This is a genomic window from Mesorhizobium sp. WSM4810 (assembly GCF_055811235.1).
Genome location: NZ_JBVVQV010000042.1, coordinates 17,846 through 40,801, shown reverse-complemented (window position 1 = coordinate 40,801; position 22,956 = coordinate 17,846). Strand labels below are relative to the sequence as shown.

General features: G+C 61.9%; 18 protein-coding genes and 3 pseudogenes. 5 read left to right on the top strand and 16 right to left on the bottom strand.

Going from position 1 to position 22,956, the window contains the following annotated elements; all coding sequences use genetic code 11:
- A partial coding sequence (locus AC0L3O_RS33120) for a hypothetical protein (protein ID WP_473617790.1) occupies positions 1–270 on the top strand: 270 nt, incomplete at its 5' end.
- Between the two features lie 272 nt (positions 271–542).
- Positions 543–743 (top strand): annotated as a pseudogene (locus AC0L3O_RS33115) (EamA family transporter); the annotation flags it as partial.
- 22 nt (positions 744–765) lie between these two features.
- On the opposite strand, the gene AC0L3O_RS33110 reads toward AC0L3O_RS33115, so the two are convergent.
- The 3 genes from AC0L3O_RS33110 to AC0L3O_RS33100 all read right to left on the bottom strand — a co-directional run bounded on the left by AC0L3O_RS33110 (position 766) and on the right by AC0L3O_RS33100 (position 3,870).
- Positions 766–1,431, bottom strand: a complete 666-nt coding sequence (locus AC0L3O_RS33110) for a methyltransferase family protein (RefSeq protein WP_473617788.1) — start codon at positions 1,429–1,431, stop codon at positions 766–768.
- A gap of 1,607 nt (positions 1,432–3,038) precedes the next feature.
- Complete coding sequence (locus AC0L3O_RS33105; protein WP_473513595.1) at positions 3,039–3,230, bottom strand: hypothetical protein; 192 nt, start codon at positions 3,228–3,230, stop codon at positions 3,039–3,041.
- A 415-nt stretch (positions 3,231–3,645) separates the two neighbouring features.
- Positions 3,646–3,870, bottom strand: a complete 225-nt coding sequence (locus AC0L3O_RS33100; RefSeq protein WP_141246629.1) for a hypothetical protein — start codon at positions 3,868–3,870, stop codon at positions 3,646–3,648.
- Between the two features lie 35 nt (positions 3,871–3,905).
- Between AC0L3O_RS33100 and AC0L3O_RS33095 the strand changes: the two genes are divergently transcribed.
- Together AC0L3O_RS33095 and AC0L3O_RS33090 are read left to right on the top strand one after the other, a co-directional pair.
- Positions 3,906–4,217: a hypothetical protein gene (locus AC0L3O_RS33095; RefSeq protein ID WP_065008825.1), complete on the top strand. Its 312-nt coding sequence runs from the start codon at positions 3,906–3,908 to the stop codon at positions 4,215–4,217.
- 751 nt (positions 4,218–4,968) lie between these two features.
- Positions 4,969–6,027, top strand: coding sequence for a class I SAM-dependent methyltransferase (locus tag AC0L3O_RS33090; protein ID WP_473617787.1), 1,059 nt, complete (start codon positions 4,969–4,971; stop codon positions 6,025–6,027).
- A 483-nt stretch (positions 6,028–6,510) separates the two neighbouring features.
- Here the strand turns inward: AC0L3O_RS33090 and AC0L3O_RS33085 are convergent, their stop codons facing one another.
- The 12 genes and pseudogenes from AC0L3O_RS33085 to AC0L3O_RS33030 form a co-directional block, all read right to left on the bottom strand.
- Complete coding sequence (locus tag AC0L3O_RS33085; protein WP_473535650.1) at positions 6,511–7,977, bottom strand: FAD/NAD(P)-binding protein; 1,467 nt, start codon at positions 7,975–7,977, stop codon at positions 6,511–6,513.
- Entirely contained in the window at positions 7,974–9,149 is a 1,176-nt protein-coding gene (ssuD, locus tag AC0L3O_RS33080; RefSeq protein ID WP_473617786.1) for an FMNH2-dependent alkanesulfonate monooxygenase, read from the bottom strand. The genes AC0L3O_RS33085 and ssuD overlap by 4 nt, the downstream gene beginning before the upstream one ends.
- A 31-nt stretch (positions 9,150–9,180) precedes the next feature.
- Positions 9,181–10,428: an SfnB family sulfur acquisition oxidoreductase gene (locus tag AC0L3O_RS33075; protein ID WP_473617784.1), complete on the bottom strand. Its 1,248-nt coding sequence runs from the start codon at positions 10,426–10,428 to the stop codon at positions 9,181–9,183.
- On the bottom strand, positions 10,425–11,216 hold the full coding sequence (locus tag AC0L3O_RS33070; RefSeq protein WP_473617783.1) for an ABC transporter ATP-binding protein: 792 nt from the start codon (positions 11,214–11,216) through the stop codon (positions 10,425–10,427). The genes AC0L3O_RS33075 and AC0L3O_RS33070 overlap by 4 nt, the downstream gene beginning before the upstream one ends.
- Before the next feature lie 64 nt (positions 11,217–11,280).
- The gene (locus AC0L3O_RS33065; protein ID WP_473617781.1) at positions 11,281–12,612 is read right to left on the bottom strand and encodes an ABC transporter substrate-binding protein; all 1,332 of its coding nucleotides are present in this window, start codon (positions 12,610–12,612) and stop codon (positions 11,281–11,283) included.
- Positions 12,609–13,703 carry a branched-chain amino acid ABC transporter permease gene (locus AC0L3O_RS33060; protein ID WP_473513602.1) on the bottom strand — a complete coding sequence of 365 codons (1,095 nt, stop codon included), beginning with the start codon at positions 13,701–13,703 and terminating at the stop codon, positions 12,609–12,611. The genes AC0L3O_RS33065 and AC0L3O_RS33060 overlap by 4 nt, the downstream gene beginning before the upstream one ends.
- Positions 13,704–13,706: 3 nt before the next feature.
- Positions 13,707–14,603, bottom strand: coding sequence for a branched-chain amino acid ABC transporter permease (locus tag AC0L3O_RS33055; protein ID WP_473535655.1), 897 nt, complete (start codon positions 14,601–14,603; stop codon positions 13,707–13,709).
- Positions 14,603–15,505: an ABC transporter ATP-binding protein gene (locus tag AC0L3O_RS33050; protein WP_473617780.1), complete on the bottom strand. Its 903-nt coding sequence runs from the start codon at positions 15,503–15,505 to the stop codon at positions 14,603–14,605. The genes AC0L3O_RS33055 and AC0L3O_RS33050 overlap by 1 nt, the downstream gene beginning before the upstream one ends.
- 54 nt (positions 15,506–15,559) lie before the next feature.
- Positions 15,560–16,660, bottom strand: a complete 1,101-nt coding sequence (gene sfnG / locus AC0L3O_RS33045; RefSeq protein ID WP_065008835.1) for a dimethylsulfone monooxygenase SfnG — start codon at positions 16,658–16,660, stop codon at positions 15,560–15,562.
- A 24-nt stretch (positions 16,661–16,684) separates the two neighbouring features.
- Positions 16,685–17,254: an FMN reductase gene (msuE, locus tag AC0L3O_RS33040; protein ID WP_473513610.1), complete on the bottom strand. Its 570-nt coding sequence runs from the start codon at positions 17,252–17,254 to the stop codon at positions 16,685–16,687.
- A 573-nt stretch (positions 17,255–17,827) separates the two neighbouring features.
- Positions 17,828–18,427: pseudogene (locus AC0L3O_RS33035) on the bottom strand (recombinase family protein); the annotation flags it as partial.
- A 100-nt stretch (positions 18,428–18,527) separates the two neighbouring features.
- Positions 18,528–20,386: pseudogene (locus tag AC0L3O_RS33030) on the bottom strand (acetoacetate--CoA ligase).
- On the opposite strand from AC0L3O_RS33030, the gene AC0L3O_RS33025 reads away from it, so the two are divergent.
- Positions 20,333–20,515 carry a hypothetical protein gene (locus AC0L3O_RS33025; RefSeq protein WP_473617792.1) on the top strand — a complete coding sequence of 61 codons (183 nt, stop codon included), beginning with the start codon at positions 20,333–20,335 and terminating at the stop codon, positions 20,513–20,515. The pseudogene AC0L3O_RS33030 and the gene AC0L3O_RS33025 overlap by 54 nt on opposite strands.
- A 43-nt stretch (positions 20,516–20,558) precedes the next feature.
- On the opposite strand, the gene AC0L3O_RS33020 is transcribed toward AC0L3O_RS33025, so the two are convergent.
- Positions 20,559–22,955 carry a transketolase gene (locus AC0L3O_RS33020; protein WP_473617778.1) on the bottom strand — a complete coding sequence of 799 codons (2,397 nt, stop codon included), beginning with the start codon at positions 22,953–22,955 and terminating at the stop codon, positions 20,559–20,561.
- Position 22,956 lies beyond the last annotated feature (1 nt).

The following is a 22,956-nucleotide window of genomic DNA, read 5'->3' as shown; positions in this document are numbered from 1 at the left end:
GGCCGCACGACGATCCTTGAGCCCAAGAAGCAAATCGTCCAGATGAAGGGTGAGGAGGTGCAACCTGAAAGCGCCGTGGACCACAACGCGGTCGAAGATACCGTAGCCGTCTATCAATATGCCTCGCACTGGCGCGATATTTCACGCCGCATTCCAAGTGTTCTTGACAACGGCACGCTGGCACTCGGCCGGTTCGGTGTGCATCGCCTGCCAAACCCGAAGCGACGCGCGCCTCCGTCCAGGACCACACCCACCATACCTGTGCGCTAACAAAGCCACCGTGCCACAACGTCTTAGGAATGCCAGGTCTGCTCCGGTGATCGCCAAGAGGTGTGAGGACCTTAACAATCCCTTGCAAGACCCTTCGTGGTGGCAACGGCAATGGCCGGAACGGGTCCAGCCTGTCGTGGAAATACGTTGATTTGATAACGTGATTCCCGATCAGCGAGGTGAGTCGGGCTAAAGCGGTTTGTCGAGGGCGAGGATTGCCGGCAAGCGGCACTGCTTCCCGAGTGCCTGGAGGATTACGTGACGCAGGACAATCCGGGGTGGCGACAGGTGCATCGTGGATCTGCTACTTTCGCGCGCTCCACTTTGGGAGGCGCAGCACGCGTTGCCCCTGTCGACAAACTGAGCCTCGTGCTGGTGGCGGTGTTCGTAGTGACATTCCTCAACCAACATCGTCGTCGAACTGGGCAGGGGTTGCCTTAATCGCAACAGGCGCGGTTCTGGTACGCTACAAAGCTTATTGCTCCGTCTTTAGGATCAGAACAGCCAAAAAAAGGTGGGCAGGTAGCCAGCTACCTGGAGGTATTCGATGCCTTCGATGGCTGGAAAGATCGCCAGAAAATAGAGGGCATCGAAGAATGTGCTTCTTAATGCGTTTGTGGAGAACGTGTGCTGATGCTTGTCCTGATGCAGCCACGGCTTGGGCCAGAACCGCGGCGTCCTTGCCACATATGCTTCGAACTCCGGACCAAATTTGTCACGAAGAAACGTCTCTTCCTTTCGGGCAGTCATTCCGAAAACCGCATAGGTGCACCCCCCCAGAGCGGATGCAACGATGAGCGATCCGAACATGAGGCCGATGCCGAATGCTCCGATCGTCGAAAACAGATATAGGGGATTGCGGGTGATCGAGTACGGCCCGCTGACTGCCAACTCGCTGTTCTTCCGCCCCCCGACATAGAGGATGCTCCACAACCTCCCGAATATGCAGACGAGGATCAGAACAAAACCGATCATCTCGACGACCTCGTGAAGGCTAGATGCTTCATCCCAACCGGGGCGAGAGAATAGCAGCGACCCAATCGCCGCTATGCTCAGGGCCTGGACGACCAAAAGTCTCTTCCGCTGATTAAATGGTTGCGGGGCAATGGAAGCGGACATCATGGTTCCTTCGACAAAGGTTTTTTCGGGGACTCGCGCCAAGCAGTCCTCTCCGCAGGTTTGAAGCTCTCAAGATCGCGTGCTGTATCGCGCGGGTTAGCGGTTACTAACCGTTCTGCAACATTGGTCAATGGCCCGTCTGGAAGGTCAAGGTGGTTACGGGGTTCCTCGGCCAGCGCTCCTCCAGTCGCGGGATGAACTTCCAGTTGCACGTGTCCGTTTGCTATCGCGATCCGTTGCTCAGCTTCCAAAGTCGTTTCTCTACCCCACGTAGGTTACCACCGAAGCTTGATCTGCTAAACCAATATGGTGTTACACTTGTAGTCTCGCAGAGGCTTCTTCCAGCTCTCTGGGTCACGTCGAGAGCCGTAACCGGATCAGATTTGGCGGAGGGGGTTTGCGGCGAGCGCGTTCGTGATTCACCATTTGCGGACGCCACCACCGACTAATCCGCTTGAAGGCCTGTCGCTTGCTCAGCTCCGCGGGCCGTTCGCTGCGCTGATCGGCTTAGTGCGCGGTCTTCAAGGCCGAGTCGAGAGCCTTGAGATCGGGAACCAGGCGCTGCGCGCCGAGATCCAGACCCTCAAGGATCGCCCTCCGGACAAGCCGACCAAGCCGTCGGAATGGGCAACGCAGCCGGAGGGGAAGCGACGCCGTCGCGGCGCCAAGCGCGACGGCCGGTCGCGTGAGCCGCGAGGTGACGGTTGCGGAGAGCGCTCCTGCGGACTCACGCTTCAAGGGATACAAGACGATCCTTGTGCGCGATCTGGTTTTGTCGGCCGGGGTGATGCGCTATCGCTGGGAGTGCTGGGTGACACCGAGCGGCGAGAGGCTCGTCAGCGGCAGGTGACACTCGACAACGGCATCCTGTTCCCGCGACGACTGCGCAGGAACCGCAGCGAACGCATGTGGGCGCCGCCACAGCACGGCCGCATCCGGGTCCTGCATAACCGAGATATGCCGGCGCCTTCTTCTACGGTCGAACGCGTGGTCGTCCCCGGCCGGGCGGCGGCCTCTCGCAGATCAAGGTGAATAATATGGCCGAGTGGCGGATGCCGACCTGCATCCGGGTTATATCGACTGGGAGCGCTTCAAGGCCAACCCGGAGCGTGTCGCCACCAACGAACAAGCTTATGGAATGCAGCGCCGCGCCGGGACAGTCCGCGAAGGATCCGCCTGCTCCAGGGCAGAGTTCTCTGCAGCCTTTGCAGCGGGCAAACATGGGCGTCCATTACAACGGCCCTCCGCCGAGGCCCGTCGGCGAGTCGGAAGCCGAAAGAGTCGCGGCTCCCCTCACCCGTTCGGCCGTTCCGTCGTGCCAGGCGAGCGTCTCGCAGCGCGAAAGCTGCTCAGGCGACCGTTCGCGATTTTGGCCGGATCGACGTCGTCCTGGGGCAGGAAGCAGGCGAATGACTGGCAAAAAGCGTCCGCCGCAGCCCGGCGTCGATCACTGGAACCTGGCGCCGGCGCGGCGGAACTGCAGGGCGGCGACCATTCCGGAATAGCTGCCGCTGACATCGATGATGAAACCTACACTAACGGCAGCTCAATTCGGATGGTTGTGAGGACAGGCTCGGCTCCAGCCGGACGGGCAGTGTTCTGAGGGTGTTTGCACACCATGTTGATGGGTTGCCACAATGGAGATCGCCTCAGAAGCGGCGCTTAATCGGAAACGTTAGCACCTCCGCGTTTTGGCGCGGCTGCTTGAACTCTTCGACAGCAACCGCCTCGATCAGCAAATCCAAGGCTTCGCGCCCCCTCTGGCTCATCGGGTCATCGCCTCGCAGGTAATGATACGCTCGATCTAGATGCACTCGCGCGGCGGAAAAATCGCTTGTCATATGACCTCTCAGTTGCCGCCCGCGCTGGCCATCTACGAGGTGAGGGTCGCGCAATCGTCAATATCCAAAGGCGAATTTGATTTAATTCGTGGATGATCTGGGAGAAATCCGGACCCCGGCTTGTCTTATACGAGAGCCCCTTGCTGACGTCGCCGGCCGGGCTCGGTTGGCTCTGCAGTAGCGTTTCGTGGTGCGCCACCATGAAAGTTCGCACGTTTTCATGCGCGGTCGATCAGACACGGTTCACGAACAAAAGCCTGCGGACGGTGCAGATGGCGGTAAAAGCCTGGCGGCAGGTCGGCCCTGGCGACTGGACGACGCCGGCTCTTCAACCAGCCAAATCGTTTGGTAACATTCGTCGATGAGGCAATAGGGGTGCAGTTTCTCAATTCGCCCGACATCGGGAGCCCGCAAGTCAATCTGATTTCAGGATGGTCCGCATATTGAGGTAAGGCACAGGCGCCAGGTGCGCCACGCTCATCGACAATCGCGGCAGATGGTGTTCGAAATGTTCATGCCCTCCGGAAGGATGAGCTTGTCCCGTGCCGACGCCGGTCATACCGGCTATGGTTGGCGCAGCATCGCTAAATGGCTGACTCTTCGACACGCCACCCGACTGACGCAGGACGGCGTTGAACACGATGTCACCTTACATTTCGAGGCGTTTCTCAGCCAGTGCTGGAGCAGCTGTTTCACGGTATCAAACAGCGCGGCTACACGGGTAGTTTCTCGAATCTCGAGCGACTGCTCGCAAAGCTGGAGCCGCGTCGAAAGGTCAGGGACATCGGTCGCCCTCCGATCATACGCCACCAACCAGCCGGCGATGCTGTCCCGATACGGGCTCCGGCGACCGGCCATATTATCTCGCCGGTAGTCGCCGCTGCCCTCTTCATGAAGCCGCGAGGCATGCTGACGATCTCTTCCGAGCGCGCGGCAGTCGGTGAGGGACCGGCCTATCATGGCCGCATCACGAAGCAGGTCTCCTGAATCGAAGCCTCTATCCGATCGACGAACGCCTCAAGTTTCGCGGGCAAGCAAGGCCGGCCGGGACCAGGTTGGTATCTTAATCATCGCAGAGCGTGTTTAGCTGGGGTCGCGCAGAAGGTGGATGGCGAGAGCGCGGTGAGCTGGACCGCGACGCTAAGCTAAAAACGTGTTGGACTAAGCGACGGGACGGCTCACTGGTATGGGCGCTCAACTTGATCTGGCGCCTTAAAGGGCAGGAAGGCCTCGCGGCCGGTTCGAGGCGCATCATATCCTCCTCCGAAGGAGCACGCGCAAGTATCGTCACAAGCCCCGAGCGCTTCGCGTTCGGCGGTGTCCAATTTCCGACAATGTCGGATACAAAGTCAGATCTACTGGATTGCGTTTAAATCGTTTCCTCGTTTGGCACAGTACATGCACGTCGTCCGCAAGCACGACCGACCAACAAGAAGACGCATGATCACCTCACCGAAACATATAGCCGCCGCGGAACAATCACTTCGCCGCGAACTTGCTTATCGCCCGTCACCACAACCGGAGCCATCGATGTCTGACGGGCTGCCCAGGATACCTGCTGCGATCTCGTTTGCCCTTCGACCGCTCCGGCTCCGCCCGTTACCGACGAGGAAAAGTGACGGATTTCCTGCTCGACGACGGCATGGAGGTGGTCGTCATCCGCGATCACCTGCGCCGATCGTTGCCCATATGATGGGGTGCAAGGTCGGCAACATCGCGCCCACAAGGAGAGATTCCGATGCCCGAAGCGAGTCAGGAAAAGTTGGACGCCTTCTTGGGGAAATTGGTCGGCGATCTCGGCGCGATTGCTACGGGCGCGGGAGTCGTGCTGGGGGACAGGCTCGGCCTGTTCAAGGCATTGCGCGAAGGCGGCAAGATGACGGCCGCCGAACTTTCGGCACGGACCGGCACCCAGGAACGCCTTGTAAGGGAATGGCTTTCCGGGCAGGCAGCGGCGGGCTACGTCGACTACGATGAAGCCAATGACGAGTTCTATCTCAACGCCGAGCAGGAGTCGGTGTTCGCCGATGAAGATAGCTCGGCCTTCATGGCTGGCGCATTCGAGTTCCTGTCCGCGCTGTGGCTCGATGAAGAAAAGGTGAGGCAGGCATTTCAGTCCGGCAAGGGCGTTGCATGGCACGATCATAGCGCGTGTCTGTTTCGCGGTACGGAGCGGTTCTTCCGTCCAGGCTATAATGCCAACCTGATCGACTCCTGGCTGCCGGCGCTGGAGGGCGTAGTCGAGAAGCTCGAACGCGGCGCGGAGGTCGGGGATGTCGGATGCGGTCACGGCGCATCGACCGTGCTCATGGCGCGTGCTTTCCCCAATTCGCGCTTCGTCGGCTTCGATTATCACTCCGCTTCGATCGAGCGTGCCCGAAAGGCGGCCGAGGAAGCCGGCGTCGGCGCCAACACGCGCTTCGAGGTCGCGGCCGCCAAGACCTATCCCGGCACTTATGACCTCGTCGCTTTCTTTGATTGCCTTCACGACATGGGCGATCCAGAGGGCGCCGCCGCCCATGTCCGCGGGTCGCTCAAGCCGAATGGCACCTGGATGATCGTCGAGCCGTTGGCGCATGACCATCTAGCGGCGAACCTCAATTCCGTCGGACGCGTCTATTATGCCGCTTCCACATTCGTGTGCACGCCCGCTTCGCTGTCGCAGGAAGTCGGACTTGGGCTTGGCGCCCAGGCCGGCGAGGCGAGGTTGCGCAAGGTGGTGACCGCCGGCGGCTTCAAGCGATTCCGTCGCGCCGCGGAGACGCCGTTCAACATGGTGCTGGAGGCTCGCCCCTAGCGCGGCTGTCGCTAGAAATTGTAGCTCATCGTGAAGATCACCGCCAAAATCCGGACGCACGTGTATCGGCAAATTTTCAAGGCGTCTGGGTTTACGCAGAGCTCGCTGCCGAGCCGCCTTCTCTAAACCACTGACGTCGATGTCCGGCGGCAGATTCTTTCCCTTGCTGCGGTCACAAGGCGGGGGGCCTCGATGTAGGCGTCTTCCCGCCCAGTGCTTTCTCGACCCGCCGCGATGGGCTGATCGTCTCTGGTCGTCGTCATCATTGCGGTTGCCGCCAAGCAGGCGGCCGATACGAAGTCTGGGAAGGAGATCGGCACCTCGGAGGTCGAGCGGATCTGGACGGGAGTGTCAAACGGACCCGCCCCAGACCTCGCAACGTCAAGTCCTATCCGCGAGAAACCCAACAGCGCCAGGAGCGCCACGCGACCAGTGGCCTATTTATCAACTCGAAAGCGCTTTCCATCTTCGCAATGCGTTCCGTCACTGCCATCTGAACAGGCTCATCGTGTCTGCAGCTTCACGACGCCTTGCGAGGCAACGCAGTCTGTATCCTAGCCATTGGTGAATTTCATCGGCGATGCGCTCGGCGTGCGCGGTGACCTCGGGAATTCCCATCAATTCACCGACGCTGCCGCGCGCCAGAGGCCCGCTGACGAAAATGCTGTCGGACGGTCGGCCGGATGTCCCGACCGCACGGCCTTGGCTGTCGGTCGCCAAGCCAAGACCAATCGGGTCTAGCCGGACCAGTCCCATTCGCCCGAGAGCGGCTATTGCCGCGTTGGTCCGGAAAATATCGGCATGCGCCGGCCCGGTTGTGACGATCACTCTGTCGAACGTCTCGATCGTCTGGGTGTGTTGGCGCCTTGGCCGCAGCGTGACACCAACGCGCCCGTGGACCCGCTCGGCGCCAGTCATCGATGCAGCGCGATAGGCGAGCGTGCCTTCAGCAAGCCGGCGATCGAGCACGACTGCGACCTGCGGAGCTATGCGGAAGCGATGCACATCCCACAGCGCGCGCAAATGGCGCACGACGCGGCGTTGCTCAGCGAGCGGCAGGGCCTGCCAGATGATTTGCCCTTGTCGCCGGACTGCGTCGAGCACCGGGTGCCAGCCTTCGCCCTGCTGCGCGGCGGTTGTGATGGTCGACCTGATACGCCTGAGCAGCACGGTGGCGCTGCGTGAAGGCAGGCCGGTGAAGTCGCCGATCGGATCGGCATGCGTAGCCGCATGGCCTCGCGACCGGTAGCCATGGCGCGAAAGTGCTGTGATGCGACCGCGATGGCCATTGCGGTCGAGCGTTGCGATGACATCCGCCGACGTCAGTCCAGTGCCGACGACAAGCACATGGTCGTAGCGTCCTATCGCTTCCAGCTTTTCGAGATCATAGGGATTGGCTACCAGCCCGGCTGCACCAGCTACGGACTGCAGGGGCAATGGCAAGGTCGGTGGCGGATGCGTCGTCGCAATCACCAGGGCGTCCGCTGCGAGCGTTCCTCCATCAGCGAGGATCAGGTGGTAGCCCTCGCCCCTGAGTTCGGCTGACGCGACCGCGGATCTGACATGGCGGATCGTTTTGCCGAATAGAAAGGGCTGAAGATGGGATTGCACGTAGCGCCCGAAAACGCGACGCTGCGGGTAGAGCGCTCCATTGGCGGCAATGGCCTCGGGGTCGTCCGCAGTGGCGCCAGTTTGCTCCAGCCAGTCGGCAAAGTGGCTGTCCTGGCCGGAGATCAGCGTCATCCTCGACGCCGGCACATTGATGCGGTGTGAAGGATCGGGCGTCGAATAGGCCAGACCATAGCCGAGCCCCTCGCGGGGCTCGACGACCACGATATCGGCAGCTCCGGCGGGCAGAAGCCGCGCAAGATGAAACGCAGTCGCCGCACCGGAAAAGCCGCCGCCGATGATGACTACGACCGGCCCTCTGCCCGATTCTCTGGCGCTCAAGATTGACTCGCTTGCAGTGCCGACGGTCGATGGTCTCCGGCCACCGTTTCGCCGAAGGGCCCCATGTTCACGGCCGTCGGTCGCGTCGAGATTTCGTGATCGAGCGGCAGCAACGGCAACACCAGTTCGCCGAAGCGATAGGCCTCCTCCAGATGCGGATAACCGGAGAGGATGAAGGTATCGATGCCGATACGCCGGTATTCGTCGATCCGTTCCGCCACCGTGGCCGCATCGCCGACCAGGGCGGTGCCGGCGCCGCCGCGAACCAGGCCGACGCCCGCCCACAGGTTGGGACTGATTTCGAGCTTGTCGCGACGACCGCCATGCAGGCGACTCATGCGCGACTGGCCAACAGAATCCATGCGCGCGAACACCTTCTGCGCCTCGGCTATCGTTTTGTCGTTCAGCCGGCTGATCAGCCGGTCGGCATCGGCCCAGGCTTCGTCGTTGGTTTCACGAACGATGACATGCAGCCGGATGCCGAAGCTCACCTGGCGTCCAGCTTTCTCAGCAAGGCCGCGCACATGGTCGAGCTTGGCGGCGACGTCTCCAGGTGGTTCGCCCCAGGTCAAATATTTCTCGATCTGCTCGGCGGCAACCGCATTGGCTGCCTCTGACGAGCCGCCGAAATAGAGCGGCGGGTGTGGCGACTGAATAGGTGGAAACAGCAGGCGGCCGTCCTCGATGCGGAAATGCTTGCCTTCGAAAGCGACGGTTTCGCCGCGCAGCACGGCCTTGTAGATGTCGAGGAATTCCCGCGTCACCTCATAGCGCTCGTCATGGCTGAGGAAGATGCCGTCGCCCTTGTTCTCGACCGGGTCGCCGCCCGTGACAACATTGATCAGCAGGCGTCCGCCGGAAATGCGGTCGAGCGTCGAGGTCATGCGCGCGGCGAGCGTCGGCGATTGCAGGCCCGGCCGGACGGCGACAAGGAAGCGAAGCCGCTGGGTCAGCGGCGCCAGCGCCGAAGCCACGACCCAGCTGTCCTCGCAACTGCGACCGGTCGGCAGCAGCGCGCCATAGTAACCGATCGCATCGGCCGCCTTGGCGACCTGGGTGAGGTAGGGCAAGTCGACCGCCCTGCCCCCCTCGGAGGTGCCGAGATAGCGGCTGTCGCCATGGGTCGGAAGAAACCACAGGACCTTGATCCTGTCGGGGGTGGCAGTGCTCATGAATGGTCCTCTGTGACTTGACGCGCCTCGCTCAGCTCCAGGCATGGAGCGGCGGATTGACATCGTTGAGGTAGTAGTTGCCGAGGATCGCGTATTTCCAGCGCACCGGATCGTGCAGCGTGTGGGTGCGGGCGTTGCGCCAATGCCGGTCGAGATTGTGCTCGGCCAGCGTCGAGCGCGTGCCGGCGAGCTCAAACAGCTTGTTGGTGGCATTGATGGCGATCTCGGTGGTGAGGATCTTGGATTCCGCCACAGCGATCTGCGCTTCAGCAACGGTCTTCTCGTTCGGCTCGGCGACGGCGCGATCGACGGCAAGCCCGGCCTTTTCCAGAACCGCCTCTGCCGCATTGGCGCGCAGACGAAGGTCGCCGATCGACTGGATCGTATAAGGATCCTGCCAGGCATGATCGACGCCGCTGTCGATCCAGGCGCGCGATTTGGTGCGCACGAAATCGACCGTCTCGTCGATCGCCGCCTTGGCGATGCCAAGATCGACCGCGGCCTGGATAATCTGGAAGATGGCTCCATCGGCCGTCGGTCGGTCGTAGCCCTTATAGCCGGGAACCAGATGCGTCTTCGGCACCTTCACATTGTCGAGCAGGACCGTGCCAGACAACGTCGTCTTCTGGCCGAAGCTCGACCAGTCGTCGATGACCGTCAGTCCGGGCGCGCCGCGATCGGCGATGGCATACCAGGCGCGGCCCTCGTCATCGAGCGCCACAATCGGGACCAGATGCGCGAGTAGCGCGCCGCTCGAATAGAATTTCTGGCCGTTGACGACGACATGGTCACCGGCATCGACGAACTTGGTTTCGAAGTCGGCCGCCCGCTTGGAGCCGAATTCGGAGAACGCGTTGCCGAAGCGCGTGCCGGACAACACTTCGGCGAACAGCAGCTTCTTCTGCGCCTCGTCGGAGACGGTGCGGATGGCGGCAACAACGCCAAGATGGTTCTGCGGAATCTGGCCCAGCGACGGATCGGCCGCCGAGATGATGGTGATCACTTTCGACAGCGTCACATAGGAGAGCTCCGGCCCGCCATAGGCTTTCGGCACGTTGATCGACCACAGGCCGCTCTGCGAAAACGCATCGAGCTCTTCCGTCGGCCAGATGCGTTCACGGTCCCGCTTGGAGGCATCCTTGGCGAATTCGGCGGCCAGTTTTTCGGCGACAGCGATCGCCTCGGCGTCGGTCCTGATAACATGCGCTTTGGCTGACGGACGCTCGACCGGTGGCACGGCGCTGCGGATTTCGGACGGCTGCTTCGATTGGATGGTCATGCTGCGGTCTCCTTGGGGAAATGGTCGGATGGAAGCGGCGAGCCGCCGAGATAGTAGGTTTTGATGTCAGCGCGCTGGCGCAGGTCGGCAGCTGGTCCTTCGAGGACGCTGACGCCGTTCTCGAGCACGGTCGCGCGGTCGGCGTATTTCAGCGCGACCGCCGAATTCTGTTCGGCAACCAGGATCGAAAGGCTTTCGTCGCGGTTTAGCCGTTTCAGGGCGTTGAAGATCTCGTCGACGATCAGCGGCGCGAGCCCCATCGACGGCTCGTCCAGAACAAAGAGTTTCGGCCGCGACATCAGACCGCGGCCGATTGCCGTCATCTGCTGCTCGCCCCCGGAAGTGAGGCCGGACCGGGTTCGCCGCTTCTCGGCGAGCTTCGGGAAAAGTGAATAGACACGATCGAGGTCGGCCTTGACGCCGGTGCGAGAGGACGAGCGTCCGAGCGCGCCGGTGAAGAGGTTCTCTTCGACCGTCAGCGAACGGAAGCAATGCCGGCCCTCGAGGACCTGAACGAGGCCGCTGCGGACGAGCTGCGAGGGGCTTGCTCTTGAAACATCCTCACCATCGAAGGTGATCCGACCGGCGGTAACAGCGCCGCGCTCGGCCGGGAGGAGATTGGATACGGCGCGCAGCAGGGTGGTCTTGCCGGCGCCGTTGGAGCCGAGCAGCGCGACGATCTCGCCCCTCCCAACCGACAGGTCGACGCCGTGCAGGGCGGCAATGGAGCCGTTGTAGACAGCTTCCACGCTGCTGACTGACAGTATCGGATATTGCGGGCTGGACATCGATGACTCCGTTGGGAAGCTGGATAGCGCGACTGGCCAGTTTGTCGGCCGCGCCATTGCAAACTCAGTTGCTGACCACTGCGTCGGCGTCCTCGACCGTGCGAATCTTGATGCCCTTCTCCTTGGCATAAGCCTCGGACGACTTCTCGATGATCGGGCGCAGCAGCTTCCAGTCGGGCGCGATCCAGTCGGACACGACGTTCCACTTCGTGCCGTCCCACTGCTGGAAGGTCACGTAGCCGTCACCCTCGTGATTGTCCCAGGAGACATTGATCGAGTGGAACAGATCCTCGGCGCCGAGCGCCTCGACGCGCGCCGGATCGAGCTTGAGATGCTCGAAGCCCCAGCGCACTTCGTCGCCGGTCAGTGTGCGGTTGCCGAACTTGGCCTGCGCGAGGCGGACCGCCTCGACATTAAGGATGCCATTGACGATGCCGAGATTGTGGTAGACCGAGCCGATGCGGCTCTTGTCCTCGAGATTGCCTTTGCCGTCGCCGTAGACCGTTTTCACGATCTCCTGGACCACCGGATACTGCTCGCCCGAGGCCTGGGTGGTGATGGCCGTATAGCCCTTGGCGGCATCGCCCGCGGGGATGACGTCCTCTTCGGAATTCGACCAGACATTGCCGACAATGTGATCGGCTGGGAACCCGGTCTTCTGCGCAGTCTTCAACGCTACGGGGTTCATCACGCCCCAGCCGCGCAGCACCACATAGTCGGGACGCTCGCGACGGATCGTCAGCCATTGTGCCTGCTGCTCGTTGCCCGGATGCGGAACCTCGATCTGCGACAGTTCGAAGCCGTATTTCTGCGCCAGCAGCTCGTAGATCGGGATCGTCTCCTTGCCGTAGGGCGAGCCGTGATAGAGCACCACGATCTTCTTGCCCTTGAGCTTGTCCAGACTGCCTTCCTTGGAAGCGATGTAGTTCACGATGCCGGAAGTCTCACTGTAGGGATTGAGCAGCAGCGGGAAGACGTAAGGGAACACGCGCCCGTCCGTGGTGTCGGTGCGGCCGTGGTTGATGGTGATCAGCGGCACCTTGTCGTCAGTGATGCGGTCGATCATGGCGTAGGCGATGCCGACCGAAAGCGGGTTCCAGGCGGCGATACCCGGATTGTTCTTCAATCGTTCATAGACCTCGACGCCCTTCTCGACCTCATACTGGGTCTCGCCTTCGCTCCAGGTCAGCTTGACGCCGTTGACGCCACCGTCACGGATGTTGATCAGGTTGAGGTAGTCGATGAAGCCGCCGAAGAAGCCGGTGCCGCCGGCGGCATAGGGGCCGACGCGATAGCTCTGCAGGGGGAAATACTGTTCGTCGGCGTGGACAGCCGTCGCGCCGAGCACGAAGACCGTGGCGATCGCCGCCTTCCGTAGGTGACTGAAGAAGGTCATGGGTTGCGTCTCCTGAGGTTGTGGTCCGTGAGGGGAGAATGTCGAGCGGCACTCCAGCTGGACCTTGAGCCGATCCGTCGTTTGAGGCGGTCCAGGAGGGCCGACAGGCCGTTCGGTTCCGCGATGAGGAAGATGATGATGAGGGCGCCGAGCACGATGCGCTGGCTCATGTCGAGCACGCCCGAATCGAACAGGCCGCCAAACGCGAAGGCGCCGATGCGGGACAGAACGAGCGGGAAGACGACGATGAAGGCCGCGCCCAGAAACGCGCCGCGCATCGAGGCCAGCCCGCCGATGATGATGATGCACAGGATCTGGAACGAGCGGTCGAGATTGAAGCCGGCCGGCTCGACGGTGCGCAGATAGGTGAAGGCCCACAGCACACCGGCGACACCGATGATGAAGGACGAGATGGCGAAGGCCAGCAGCTTGGTTCGCAGCACCGGCACGCCGATGACGCGCGCCGCGGTTTCGTTGTCGCGCACGGCAATAAAGTTGCGGCCGGTCGCGCTGTTGACGAGACGCCAGACGACGGCGGTCAGCACGGTGACCGTAGTGACCGAAAGCAGGTAGCGGCCGGTGGCGCCGTCGAGCGGGAACCCAGCGACGATGAGATGCGGTGCCGAAATCACGCCCGATGGGTTGTCGTTGGAGAACCAGCCGAACTTGGTCAGCGCCCATTGCACGAAGAATTGGGCGGCGAGCGTCGAGACGGCGAGATAGAAGCCGCGCAGCCGCAGGCTCGGCAGGCCGAACACGACCCCGATCCCGGCGGCCGAAATCCCGGCCAGGATCATGGTCGCTGGCAGCGGCAGTCCTTCGATCCGCAGGTTGAAATTGTAGGCGGCGAAAGCGCCGACCGCCATGAAGGCGGAAGAGCCGAGCGAAAGCTGGCCGCAGTAGCCGGTCAAAAGGTTGAGGCCGACCGCCGCCAGGCTGAGCGCCAGAAAAGGCAGCAGGATTGCCTCGACGAGATAGCTCGACGCATAGGCGGGGATCAGGCCGTAGGCGACGACGACCAGCACGGCCGGCAGAGCTAATCTCTGCCAGTCGATTGGAAGCCTTGCGGCATCGAGCGCTTGCACGGCCATCGGTCAGACCCTTTCGACGGTTTTCTGGCCGAACAGGCCGGAGGGGCGCACCAGCAGGACCACCAGCGCCAGCGCATAGGCGAACCAGCCTTCGATGCCGCCGCCGACGAAGGCACCGAGATAGACCTCTGCGAGCTTTTCGCTGGCGCCGATGATGAGGCCGCCGACAATGGCGCCGAGAATGGAATCGAAGCCGCCAAGCACCAGCACCGGCAGCGCCTTCAAAACGATCAGCGACAGAGAGAACTGGACACCGAGACGAGCGCCCCACAGCAGCCCCGCGACCAGCGCCACGAACCCCGCGGCCGTCCACACCGTTCCCCATATCCGGGGCAGCCGCAGCCCGACGGCGAGCGCCGCAAACTGGTCGTCGGCGACGGCGCGAAACGCCAGCCCGATCCGGGTCCAATAGAAAAATGCGCTCAAGCCCGCCACCATCGCCGCGGCAATGCCCGCGGCGAGAACGTCAAACGACGAGATCAGGATGCCGCCGACCTCAAAGGGTGTGTCGTCTATGCCGAGATCGAGCCCGTGCACCTGCGTGCCCCACATCAGCTGAGCAGCGCCCTCAATGATGTAGGACAGCCCAAGCGTAGCCATGAACAGCGTCATCGGCGAGCGATTGACCAGCGGCCTGAGCACAGTCCGCTCGATGGTGAAGCCCAGCGCGACCATGACCGCGAAGGTGATGAGCAGCGAAAGCGCGAAGGGGATGCCGCGTTCGACGAGGCTGACAAAGGTGAGCGCTGCGAACAGCACCATCGACCCCTGCGCGAAGTTCAGCACGCCCGACGTCTTGTAGATCAGCACGAAACCGATGGCGACAAGCGAATACATGACGCCAGAGAGCAGGCCGCCGACCAGCACTTCGATGACGAAGAGGAAATCATGGTAGCTCATTAGATGTCCTCGCCATTCCCGCCCTCGGCGGTGCCGATATAGGCCCGGATCACTGCCGGATCGGCCCTGACCTCGGCTGGCGTCCCGTCTGCGATCTTGCGGCCGTAGTCGAGCACGGCGACCCGGTCGGAGAGCCCCATGACCACGCCGATATCGTGCTCGATCAGGATGATGGTGACGCCGTGTCGGTCGCGCGCGGCGCGCACAAACCCGGCCATCTCGGCCTTCTCTGTCGCCGTCATGCCGGCCATCGGCTCGTCAAGCAGCAGGATCTTGGGCTCGGCGACCAGCGCTCGTGCCAGCTCGACCCGCTTCTGCAGGCCGTAGGGCAGCGTCGCGACCAGACGATTGGCAACGGCCTCGAGATGCAGGAACGCGATTGTCTGATCGACCTTTTCGGCGATTCCCGCATCTTCAAGCCGGGCGCGTGGCAGACCGGCAATATGCTCGACGAAGTTGGCGCGTCTGGTGTGGACGCGGCCCGAAGCGATGTTGTCGCGAACCGAAAGACCGGAAAACAGCGCCAGGTTCTGGAAGGTGCGGGCGACACCGAGGCGTGCCAGGCGGCTCGCCGGCACCCGGGAGATGGACTGGCCGTCAATCGCGATCGTGCCGTGGTCGGCGTGATAGAGGCCGCTGATGATGTTGATCAGCGACGACTTGCCGGCGCCGTTGGGGCCGATCATGGCACGGATCTCACCGCCTTTGACCTGGAGATCAATGTCGCTCAGCGCCTTGACGCCGCCAAAGGATATGCCGATCCCGCTCAGTGCGAGAACCGCATCCGGCCGTGACGAGAGGCATGCCGGACGCCTGTCGCCGACGGGGTTTGTCACCGCGAGGATGGCGGAAATTTCGGGCGCGCGCTCGTATGCGGCGGCTCCCAGCGAAGCACCAATCATGAAACGTCCCTGATTTGAAGGAGAGCTGGCAGCGGCCCAAGGGCCGCGCCTGACCTATTCCGCGGCGACAAGCTCCCTGTCGCGAGCCGCTTCCAGTTCGCGCACCAGCGGAATGACGCGCTTGCCGAAGAACTCGACCTCTTCCTGGAAATGCAGGAAGCCGAGCAGGATCAGGTCGGCGCCGGCGTCTTTGAGCTTGAGGATGCGTTCAGCGATCTGTTCCGGCGTGCCGATGAGATCGCTGCGGAAACCGTCATTGTATTGCACCAGATCCTCGAAGGAGGATTTCGCCCAATTGCCTTCGCCTTCCGGCGAGGCCTTGCCGGCATTCTTGACCTGATCGGCAAAACCCTGGACTGCCTCAGGATTGGCCTTGGCGATGATCTCGTCGAGCACTGCGCGCGCTCCCTGCTCGCTGTCTCGCGCGATGGCGAAGGCATTGACGCCGATCTTGACCTTGTGGCCATTTGCTTTCGCCTTGGCGCGGATGTCGTCGACCTGCTTCCGGATCTCCTCCGGCGTGTTGCCGTTGGTGAAATACCAGTCGGAGACCCGCGAAGCCATGTCGCGCGCGGCGCGCGACGAGCCGCCCTGGAAGATCTCGGGCAAGGGCTCGATCGGCTTGGGCTTCATCGAATAGTTGGTGAAGCGGTAGAAATCCCCCTTCAGAGTGAAACTGTCCTCCGTCCAGATGCCACGCAGCGCTCGGATAAATTCTTCTGACCGGCGATAGCGCTCGTCATGGTCGAGCCAGAGTTCGCCAATCGCGGCGAACTCGCCACGGAACCAGCCGCTCACCACATTGACGGAGACGCGGCCATTGGTCAGGTGGTTGATGGTAGCGATCTGCTTGGCCGCCAGCGCAGGGTTCCACGGGCCGGGCAGGATCGCGGCGATGACCTTCAGCGTTGTGGTGGCGGCGAGCAAGGCGTGGCTGAACGACACCGATTCGTGCTGGTTGTCGGCCCCATAGCCGGCCGTGAAGCGGATCTGGCTCAGCGCGTAATCGAAGCCGTTGGCCTCGGCGATTTGGGCAAGCTTGCGGTTGTAATCGATATCCCAGCCTGTCCGCTGCTCGATATTGGAGATGACCAGTCCGCCGGAGACATTCGGCACCCAGTAGGCGAATTTGAGGCTGTCGGAATGCGAGGTCATGTCGTCGTTTCCCCTTTGATTGGCTCAGCCGACGCGCGTGGCGACGGCAGCGTTTGCATGACTGGAATTGAGCAAGGAAACCGCTTCAGTAGCGGCGCGTGAAATGCGCTCGGTGATCGCGGCGCCGACGATTTCGGCATGGATGAAATCGTCGGGCGCGCCGTAGACGCCGGTCGGGACGGTGACGGCACCGAAAAAGCCGAACAATGGCCGGAGCTGATGTTCGAGCACCAGGCCATGATATGGGCTGCCGCCGGTCGCCGCGAGAAGCACGGTCTTGCCGGTCAGCGCACGATAGTCGACGAGGTCGAACAGATGCTTTAGGGCGCCGGTGTAGGAAGCCCTATAAACAGGCGTTCCGACCACGAGCAAATCGGCCTTCTCGACGCGCTGGATGATCGCTTCGCCGGATGCGCCAAGTGCGCCGCGCGATAGCCCGGCGAATAGCGAGGGTGCTGCCTCCGTGATCTCGATCAGACCGGTGTCTGCAGGCACACGCAACGCGACCGCCTTGACCAGCGCATTCACCACCGCCGTAGTGCGGGAAGGCGTGCTTACGCCGCCCGATATTCCGAGAACCGATAATCGTGCCAAGTCATCAATCTCCCACACTTTGCATGCGCGCTAGGCCAGCACCAAATCAAGGCAAACGATATTCTATAAAATCTGTAGAGATAAGGTACTTTATTCTGATGTTTTCACGTCAGTGGGAAAAACGGCGCGTTAGCCGCATGGCAAAGGGGTTGACGGTTTAGGAGCGGGATGCGGCGCCAAACGCACGCCGGATCAGCGGCGGCGCGCTCGCAGTTGGAAATTTAGCCGAGAAGGGGAATCCGCGAAGCACAGCTCAAATCACCAAGCGGCGACAGCCTGGCCAGGGTATCCCCCCGCCTGTCGCTACGAAGCAGCTGTAGGAAACGTTGCTTCAAACGCAAGAACTCGCGGAACGCGATGATGTCCGTGGTCCTCGGCCTCTCGAAGGCCACAGTGATTTCTTCGTGGATGCGACCTGGCTGTGCCTGCATGACGACATTCGATCCGAAAGCAGCAAGGCTTCGTCGATATCATGCGTAACGAAGACGATCGTCGTTCTGAACTGCTCCCAAACCTCGAGCAGCAGTTCCGGATCCTGGGGTCGTTTGCGGGAGGGCGAAACGACAAGCACAGGTCCCTGACCCGCATGATCGTTTGCCTGCTAGTTTGGATTCCCTGGCAAAGGGCTGACACGCCTTTTCCGTTGGCAAGTCCGTCGAACACTGCGGCGCGTTGTTTTGCGTTGAGGCGGACGGGACGGCCCGAGTGTTTTTTCTTCAGCCTTGGCGCGATCGAGGCCGGTCTGGGTGCGTTCGACGAGAAGATCCCGCTCGAACTGGGCGACAGCGTTGAGGACGTTCATCGTCATCTTACCGGCTGAGCTTGTCAGATCGACGCGGCCAAGTGCGAGGCAGTGAACCTTCACGCCCATCTCCTCGAGCTGAGCGACGGTGGTGCTGACTTCAATCGCGTTGCGACCGAGACGATCAAGCTTGGTGACGACCAGAACATCGCCATGCTCCAAACGATCAATCAGGCGGCGGAAGCCTGACCGCTGGGCAATGGCAGTGCTGCCGGAGGTGGTTTCGGAGACGATGCGACGGGATTCGACATGGAAGCCCCGCCGACTGGGATTCCAAGATCTGGTTGTCAAACCGTCTGGCCGATGGTCGAGACGCGGGCATAGGCTTTGCAATCTGCAAAGTGAGATTGCTTCTGATAAGGAAACGGAATTCGTAGGCGGGCGCCACTCCGCTGCTACAACCCCGTCGTTACTTGCTTCGTGATGCCGAAATACATTCGAGTGGCCATGATGTTTGCGCCAGACCGCTTATTAATCACTGCAGAGTGCTTCCAGCCCGGAATAGAGCTCCAGCGCTTCCGGGTTGGCCAGCGCCTCCTTGGTCTTCACCGACCGGCCGTGGACGACTTCGCGCACGGCGAGCTCGACGATCTTGCCGGACTTGGTGCGCGGAATGTCGGCGACCTGGATCACTTTGGCCGGTACATGACGCGGTGACGCACCGATACGGATCTTGGTCTTGATCTTGTTTGCGAGATCGGCGTCGAGCGTCAGGCCCGGTTCCAAACGGACGAAGAGGATAACCCGGACGTCGTCGTCCCAGTCCTGGCCGATGCAGATGGCCTCGGCGACTTCATCGAGCTGTTCGACCTGGTTGTAGATCTCGGCGGTACCGATGCGCACGCCGCCGGGATTGAGGGTCGCATCCGAGCGGCCGGGATGATCAGGCCGCCGTGTTCGGTCCATTCGGCGAAATCGCCCTGGCACCAGATATTGTCGAAGCGCTCGAAATAAGCCGCGGTATTTGGCGCCATCAGGGTCGTTCCAGAAACCCACTGGCATGGAGGGGAAGGCTTTGGTGCAGACCAGTTCGCCCTTCTCGCCACGGACCGGTTTGCTTCATCGTCCCAGATGTCGACTGCGAGGCCGAGGCCCGGCCCCTGGATCTCGCCCTTCCAGACCGGCTTGATCGGATTGCCGAGCACGAAGCAGGAGACGATGTCGGTGCCGCCGGAGATGGAGGCGAGCTGGACGTCCGGCTTGATGCCTTCATAGACGAATGAAAAACCTTCCGGCGAAAGCGGCGAGCCAGTGGAGGTGATCAGGCGCAAGTCGGAGAGATCGTGTGTCTTGAGCGGCTCGATGCCGCCCTTGCGCACCGCATCGATATACTTGGCCGAGGTGCCGAAGATGGCGAAGCGTTCCTCGGCTGCATAGTCCCACAGGATATTGCCCGAGGGCGCGAAGGGCGAGCCGAGCGTGGCGCCGCTCGCCAGACCCGAGGCCAGCCAATTCCTCATCATCCAGCCGCAGGTCGTGAACTAGAAGAGGCGATCACCATCGCCGACGCCGGAATGGAAGCGGTATTCCTTGAGGTGTTGCAGCAGCGTGCCGCCAGCAGAATGAACGATGCATTTCGGCACTCCGGTCGTGCCCGAGGAGAACAGGATATAAAGCGGGTGGGCGAATGGCAGCGGCTCGTATTCCACGGGCCTCGCGGTGAAGGGGATGGTCGCGGCATCCATCATGCGGCCATCGGCGGAGCGATGCGGCCAGCGATTCGGCGTCGCCGGCGTAACCCAGACCATGACGGGGCAGCCGAGCTTGGGCGCGACGTTCCGGACCTTGTCGGAGACGTCCTGCAGCTTGCCGTTTTACCAGTAGGCATCGCAGGTGATGAATAGCCCCGGCTCGATCTGGCCGAAGCGGTCGAGCACGCCCTGCTCGCCGAAATCGGGCGAGCAGGACGACCAGATGGCACCAATCGAGGCGGTGGCCAGCATGCAGGCGATTGTCTCCGGCATGTTCGGCATCATGGCCGAGATACGGTCGCCCTTGCCTATGCCCATCGCGCGGAAGGCTTGCTGTAGCTTGGATACGGTGGAATGGAGCTGATCCCAGCTCCAGCGATAGCTCATCTTGTCCTCACCACCACGGAAGATCAGCGCGTCTTGGGGACCGTGCTTGATGAGCCGATGCGATGATTGCGCGACATTTGTGGAGGTCATTCGACGCACCACGGCCGGCTCGGTGGCGAACATGTTGGCGAGGCGGATTTCCTGATCACCGTTCAGATGGAGATCGGTTGCTTGCAATGAGGAGACCTCCGGCAAGCAATGTCGAAGCATCGCGAGTGGTGGAACCGCGTGAAAGGCAGCGTGCCGACCGATCCAGGACGACAGAAGCTCGTTGGCAACGGCCGGCAAACATACCGGCAATCGCTGTGGTTCCGCTTCTCGCATCACCGATCCTGCCTTATTATCTGGCTGGATACGCCGATGATGCTGGACAGCAGATAGCCCCGCACCGGCAGCTCTAGGCCGTTTTCGACATTGTAAAGTTTTATGGAAAAGACAGCACCAACGGATCAAATTTCGCTGGTCGCCCCTCAGTGAGTGCATTGACCGATGCGATGATCGCGTTGCGATCGATGCGAAAGTGGCTATAGAGGTCGCCGATCGTGCCTGTCTGGCCAAAATGCTCCACGCCATGTGGGATCGTCTTGCGGCCGACGACAGCGCCAAGCCATGACAGTGTCGCCGGGTGGCCGTCAATGACGGTGACGATTGCGCAATTGCCTGGGAGCGGGTCGAGCAGCGTCTCGATATGGCTCTTCGCATTGGCATTGCCGCGCGCCCGCTCGCGCTGCGCAGCGGTCCAGCCGGCGTTGAGCCGGTCAGCCGATGTCACCGCCAGCACCCCGATGTCGCGCCTCGTCTCGCCGATCATGCCGGCGGCGGCGATGGCCTCATCGGCAACCGCACCCTGGTAGGCGATGACGACTGAGCAGTTCGGCCCTGGCTTGCGCAGCCAGTAAGCGCCATCGACTGCACCCTGACGGAACGCATCGTCGACGCGTTTCACCGGCTGCTCCAACGGCTTGGTGGTCAGCCGCAGATAGACGGAGCCGCCGGTCTCGTCGCGCAACCAGGTGCGCTCATCGCGGTTGCCTTCACCGTCGCGCTGCAGATAGTCAAAGGCCCATTCCATGATGACGGCAAGCTCGTCGGCGAAGGCCGGCTCGAAGGCGGCAAGGCCGTCCTGGCTCATGCCGATAAGCGGCGTGCCGATGGATTGGTGCGCGCCGCCTTCTGGTGCCAGCGTCACGCCGGAAGGCGTCCCAACGATAATGAAACGCGCATCCTGGTAGCAGGCATAGTTGAGAGCATCTAGACCACGGCACACGAACGGGTCGTAAACCGTGCCGATGGGGATCAGTCGTTTGCCGAAGAGGGAATGGCTGAGGCCGGCGGCGCCGAGCAGCAGGAACAAGTTCATCTCGGCGATGCCGAGCTCGACATGCTGGCCCGTCGGCGTGAATTCCCATTTTGCGGTCGAAGGAATGCGATGCTCGATGAAGGCGTCGGCCATTGCTTGGCGTGCGAACAGCTTGCGCCGATTGACCCATGGCCCGAGGCTCGTCGTGCCGGTCACGTCTGGCGACGTCGTCATAATGCGTTCGGCCAGCACGCTCTTTCCCTTGGCGAGGTCGTCGAGGATCTTGCCAAAGGCGGTCTGAGTGGACACTTCGCGCGACGTGTCGACTTCGATCAACGGCACGTCGAGACGGGCGTCGTCATAGCGGCGGCGTCGTTTCGAGAAGAACGGAACGTCGGCCAGGAAGGATTTCAGCCCGGCGACATCCTTGACGCCGGCGAATGGCTCCCATTCCTGGCCCGGGGCGATGCCCATATGGGCTTGCCAGTCAGCGAACTGCTTGTTGTTCATTAGACCGCCGTGATTGTCCTTGTGACCGGCGATAGGCGTACCCCAGCCCTTGATGGTGTAGGCCAGGAAACAGGTCGGCCGGTCGTGGTCGATTGAGGCGAACACGTCGGCCATGCTCTCCACGCAGTTTCCGCCGAGGTTTTCCATCAGCGCGGCGAGTTCGGCGTCGCTGCGGTGATCGATGAGCGCCGACACGTCGCCCTGGTCGCCGAGGTCGTCCATTAGGCGCTTGCGCCAGATGGCGCCACCCATGAAGGTCAGCGCTGCGTATTCCTGGTTGGGACAGCGGTCGATCCAGTCGCGCAGTTTGTTTCCGCCCGGCTCGTCGAACGCCGCGCTTTGCAAGGCACCGTATTTTACCCTCACGACATCCCAGCCGAAGGCGTCGAAAATCTTCTCGATGCGCTCGAACAGGCCTTCGCGCACAATGCCGTCGAGTGACTGGCGGTTATAGTCGATGATCCACCAGCAATTACGCAGGTCGTTATTCCAGCCTTCCTGCAGCGTCTCGTAGATGTTGCCTTCGTCCAGTTCGGCATCGCCCATCAGCGAGACCATGCGGCCGAGCTTTAAGTCCGCGCCCCACTCTTTCGCCTTCACGAAGTCCTGCACGATGGAGGCCAGCGCCGTGATGCCGACCCCGAGCCCGACCGAGCCGGTGGAGAAATCGACATCGTCAATGTCCTTGGTCCGGCTCGGATAGCTCTGAACGCCGCCATAGCCGCGGAAGTTCTCCATCTTCTCCCGCGTCTGGTTGCCCATCAGATAGTGGATCGCATGGAAGATCGGCGATGCATGCGGCTTCACCGCGACGCGGTCATCAGGCTTGAGTGCTGAGAAGTAGAGCGCCGTCATGATCGACACCATCGAGGCCGAACTCGCCTGATGGCCGCCGATCTTGATGCCATCCACCTTGGGGCGGATATGATTGGCGTTGTGGATCATCCAATGCGACAGCCACAGATGCCGCTGCTCGATGGTCTTGAGGTGCTGTCGCTGAGAAGACGTCATC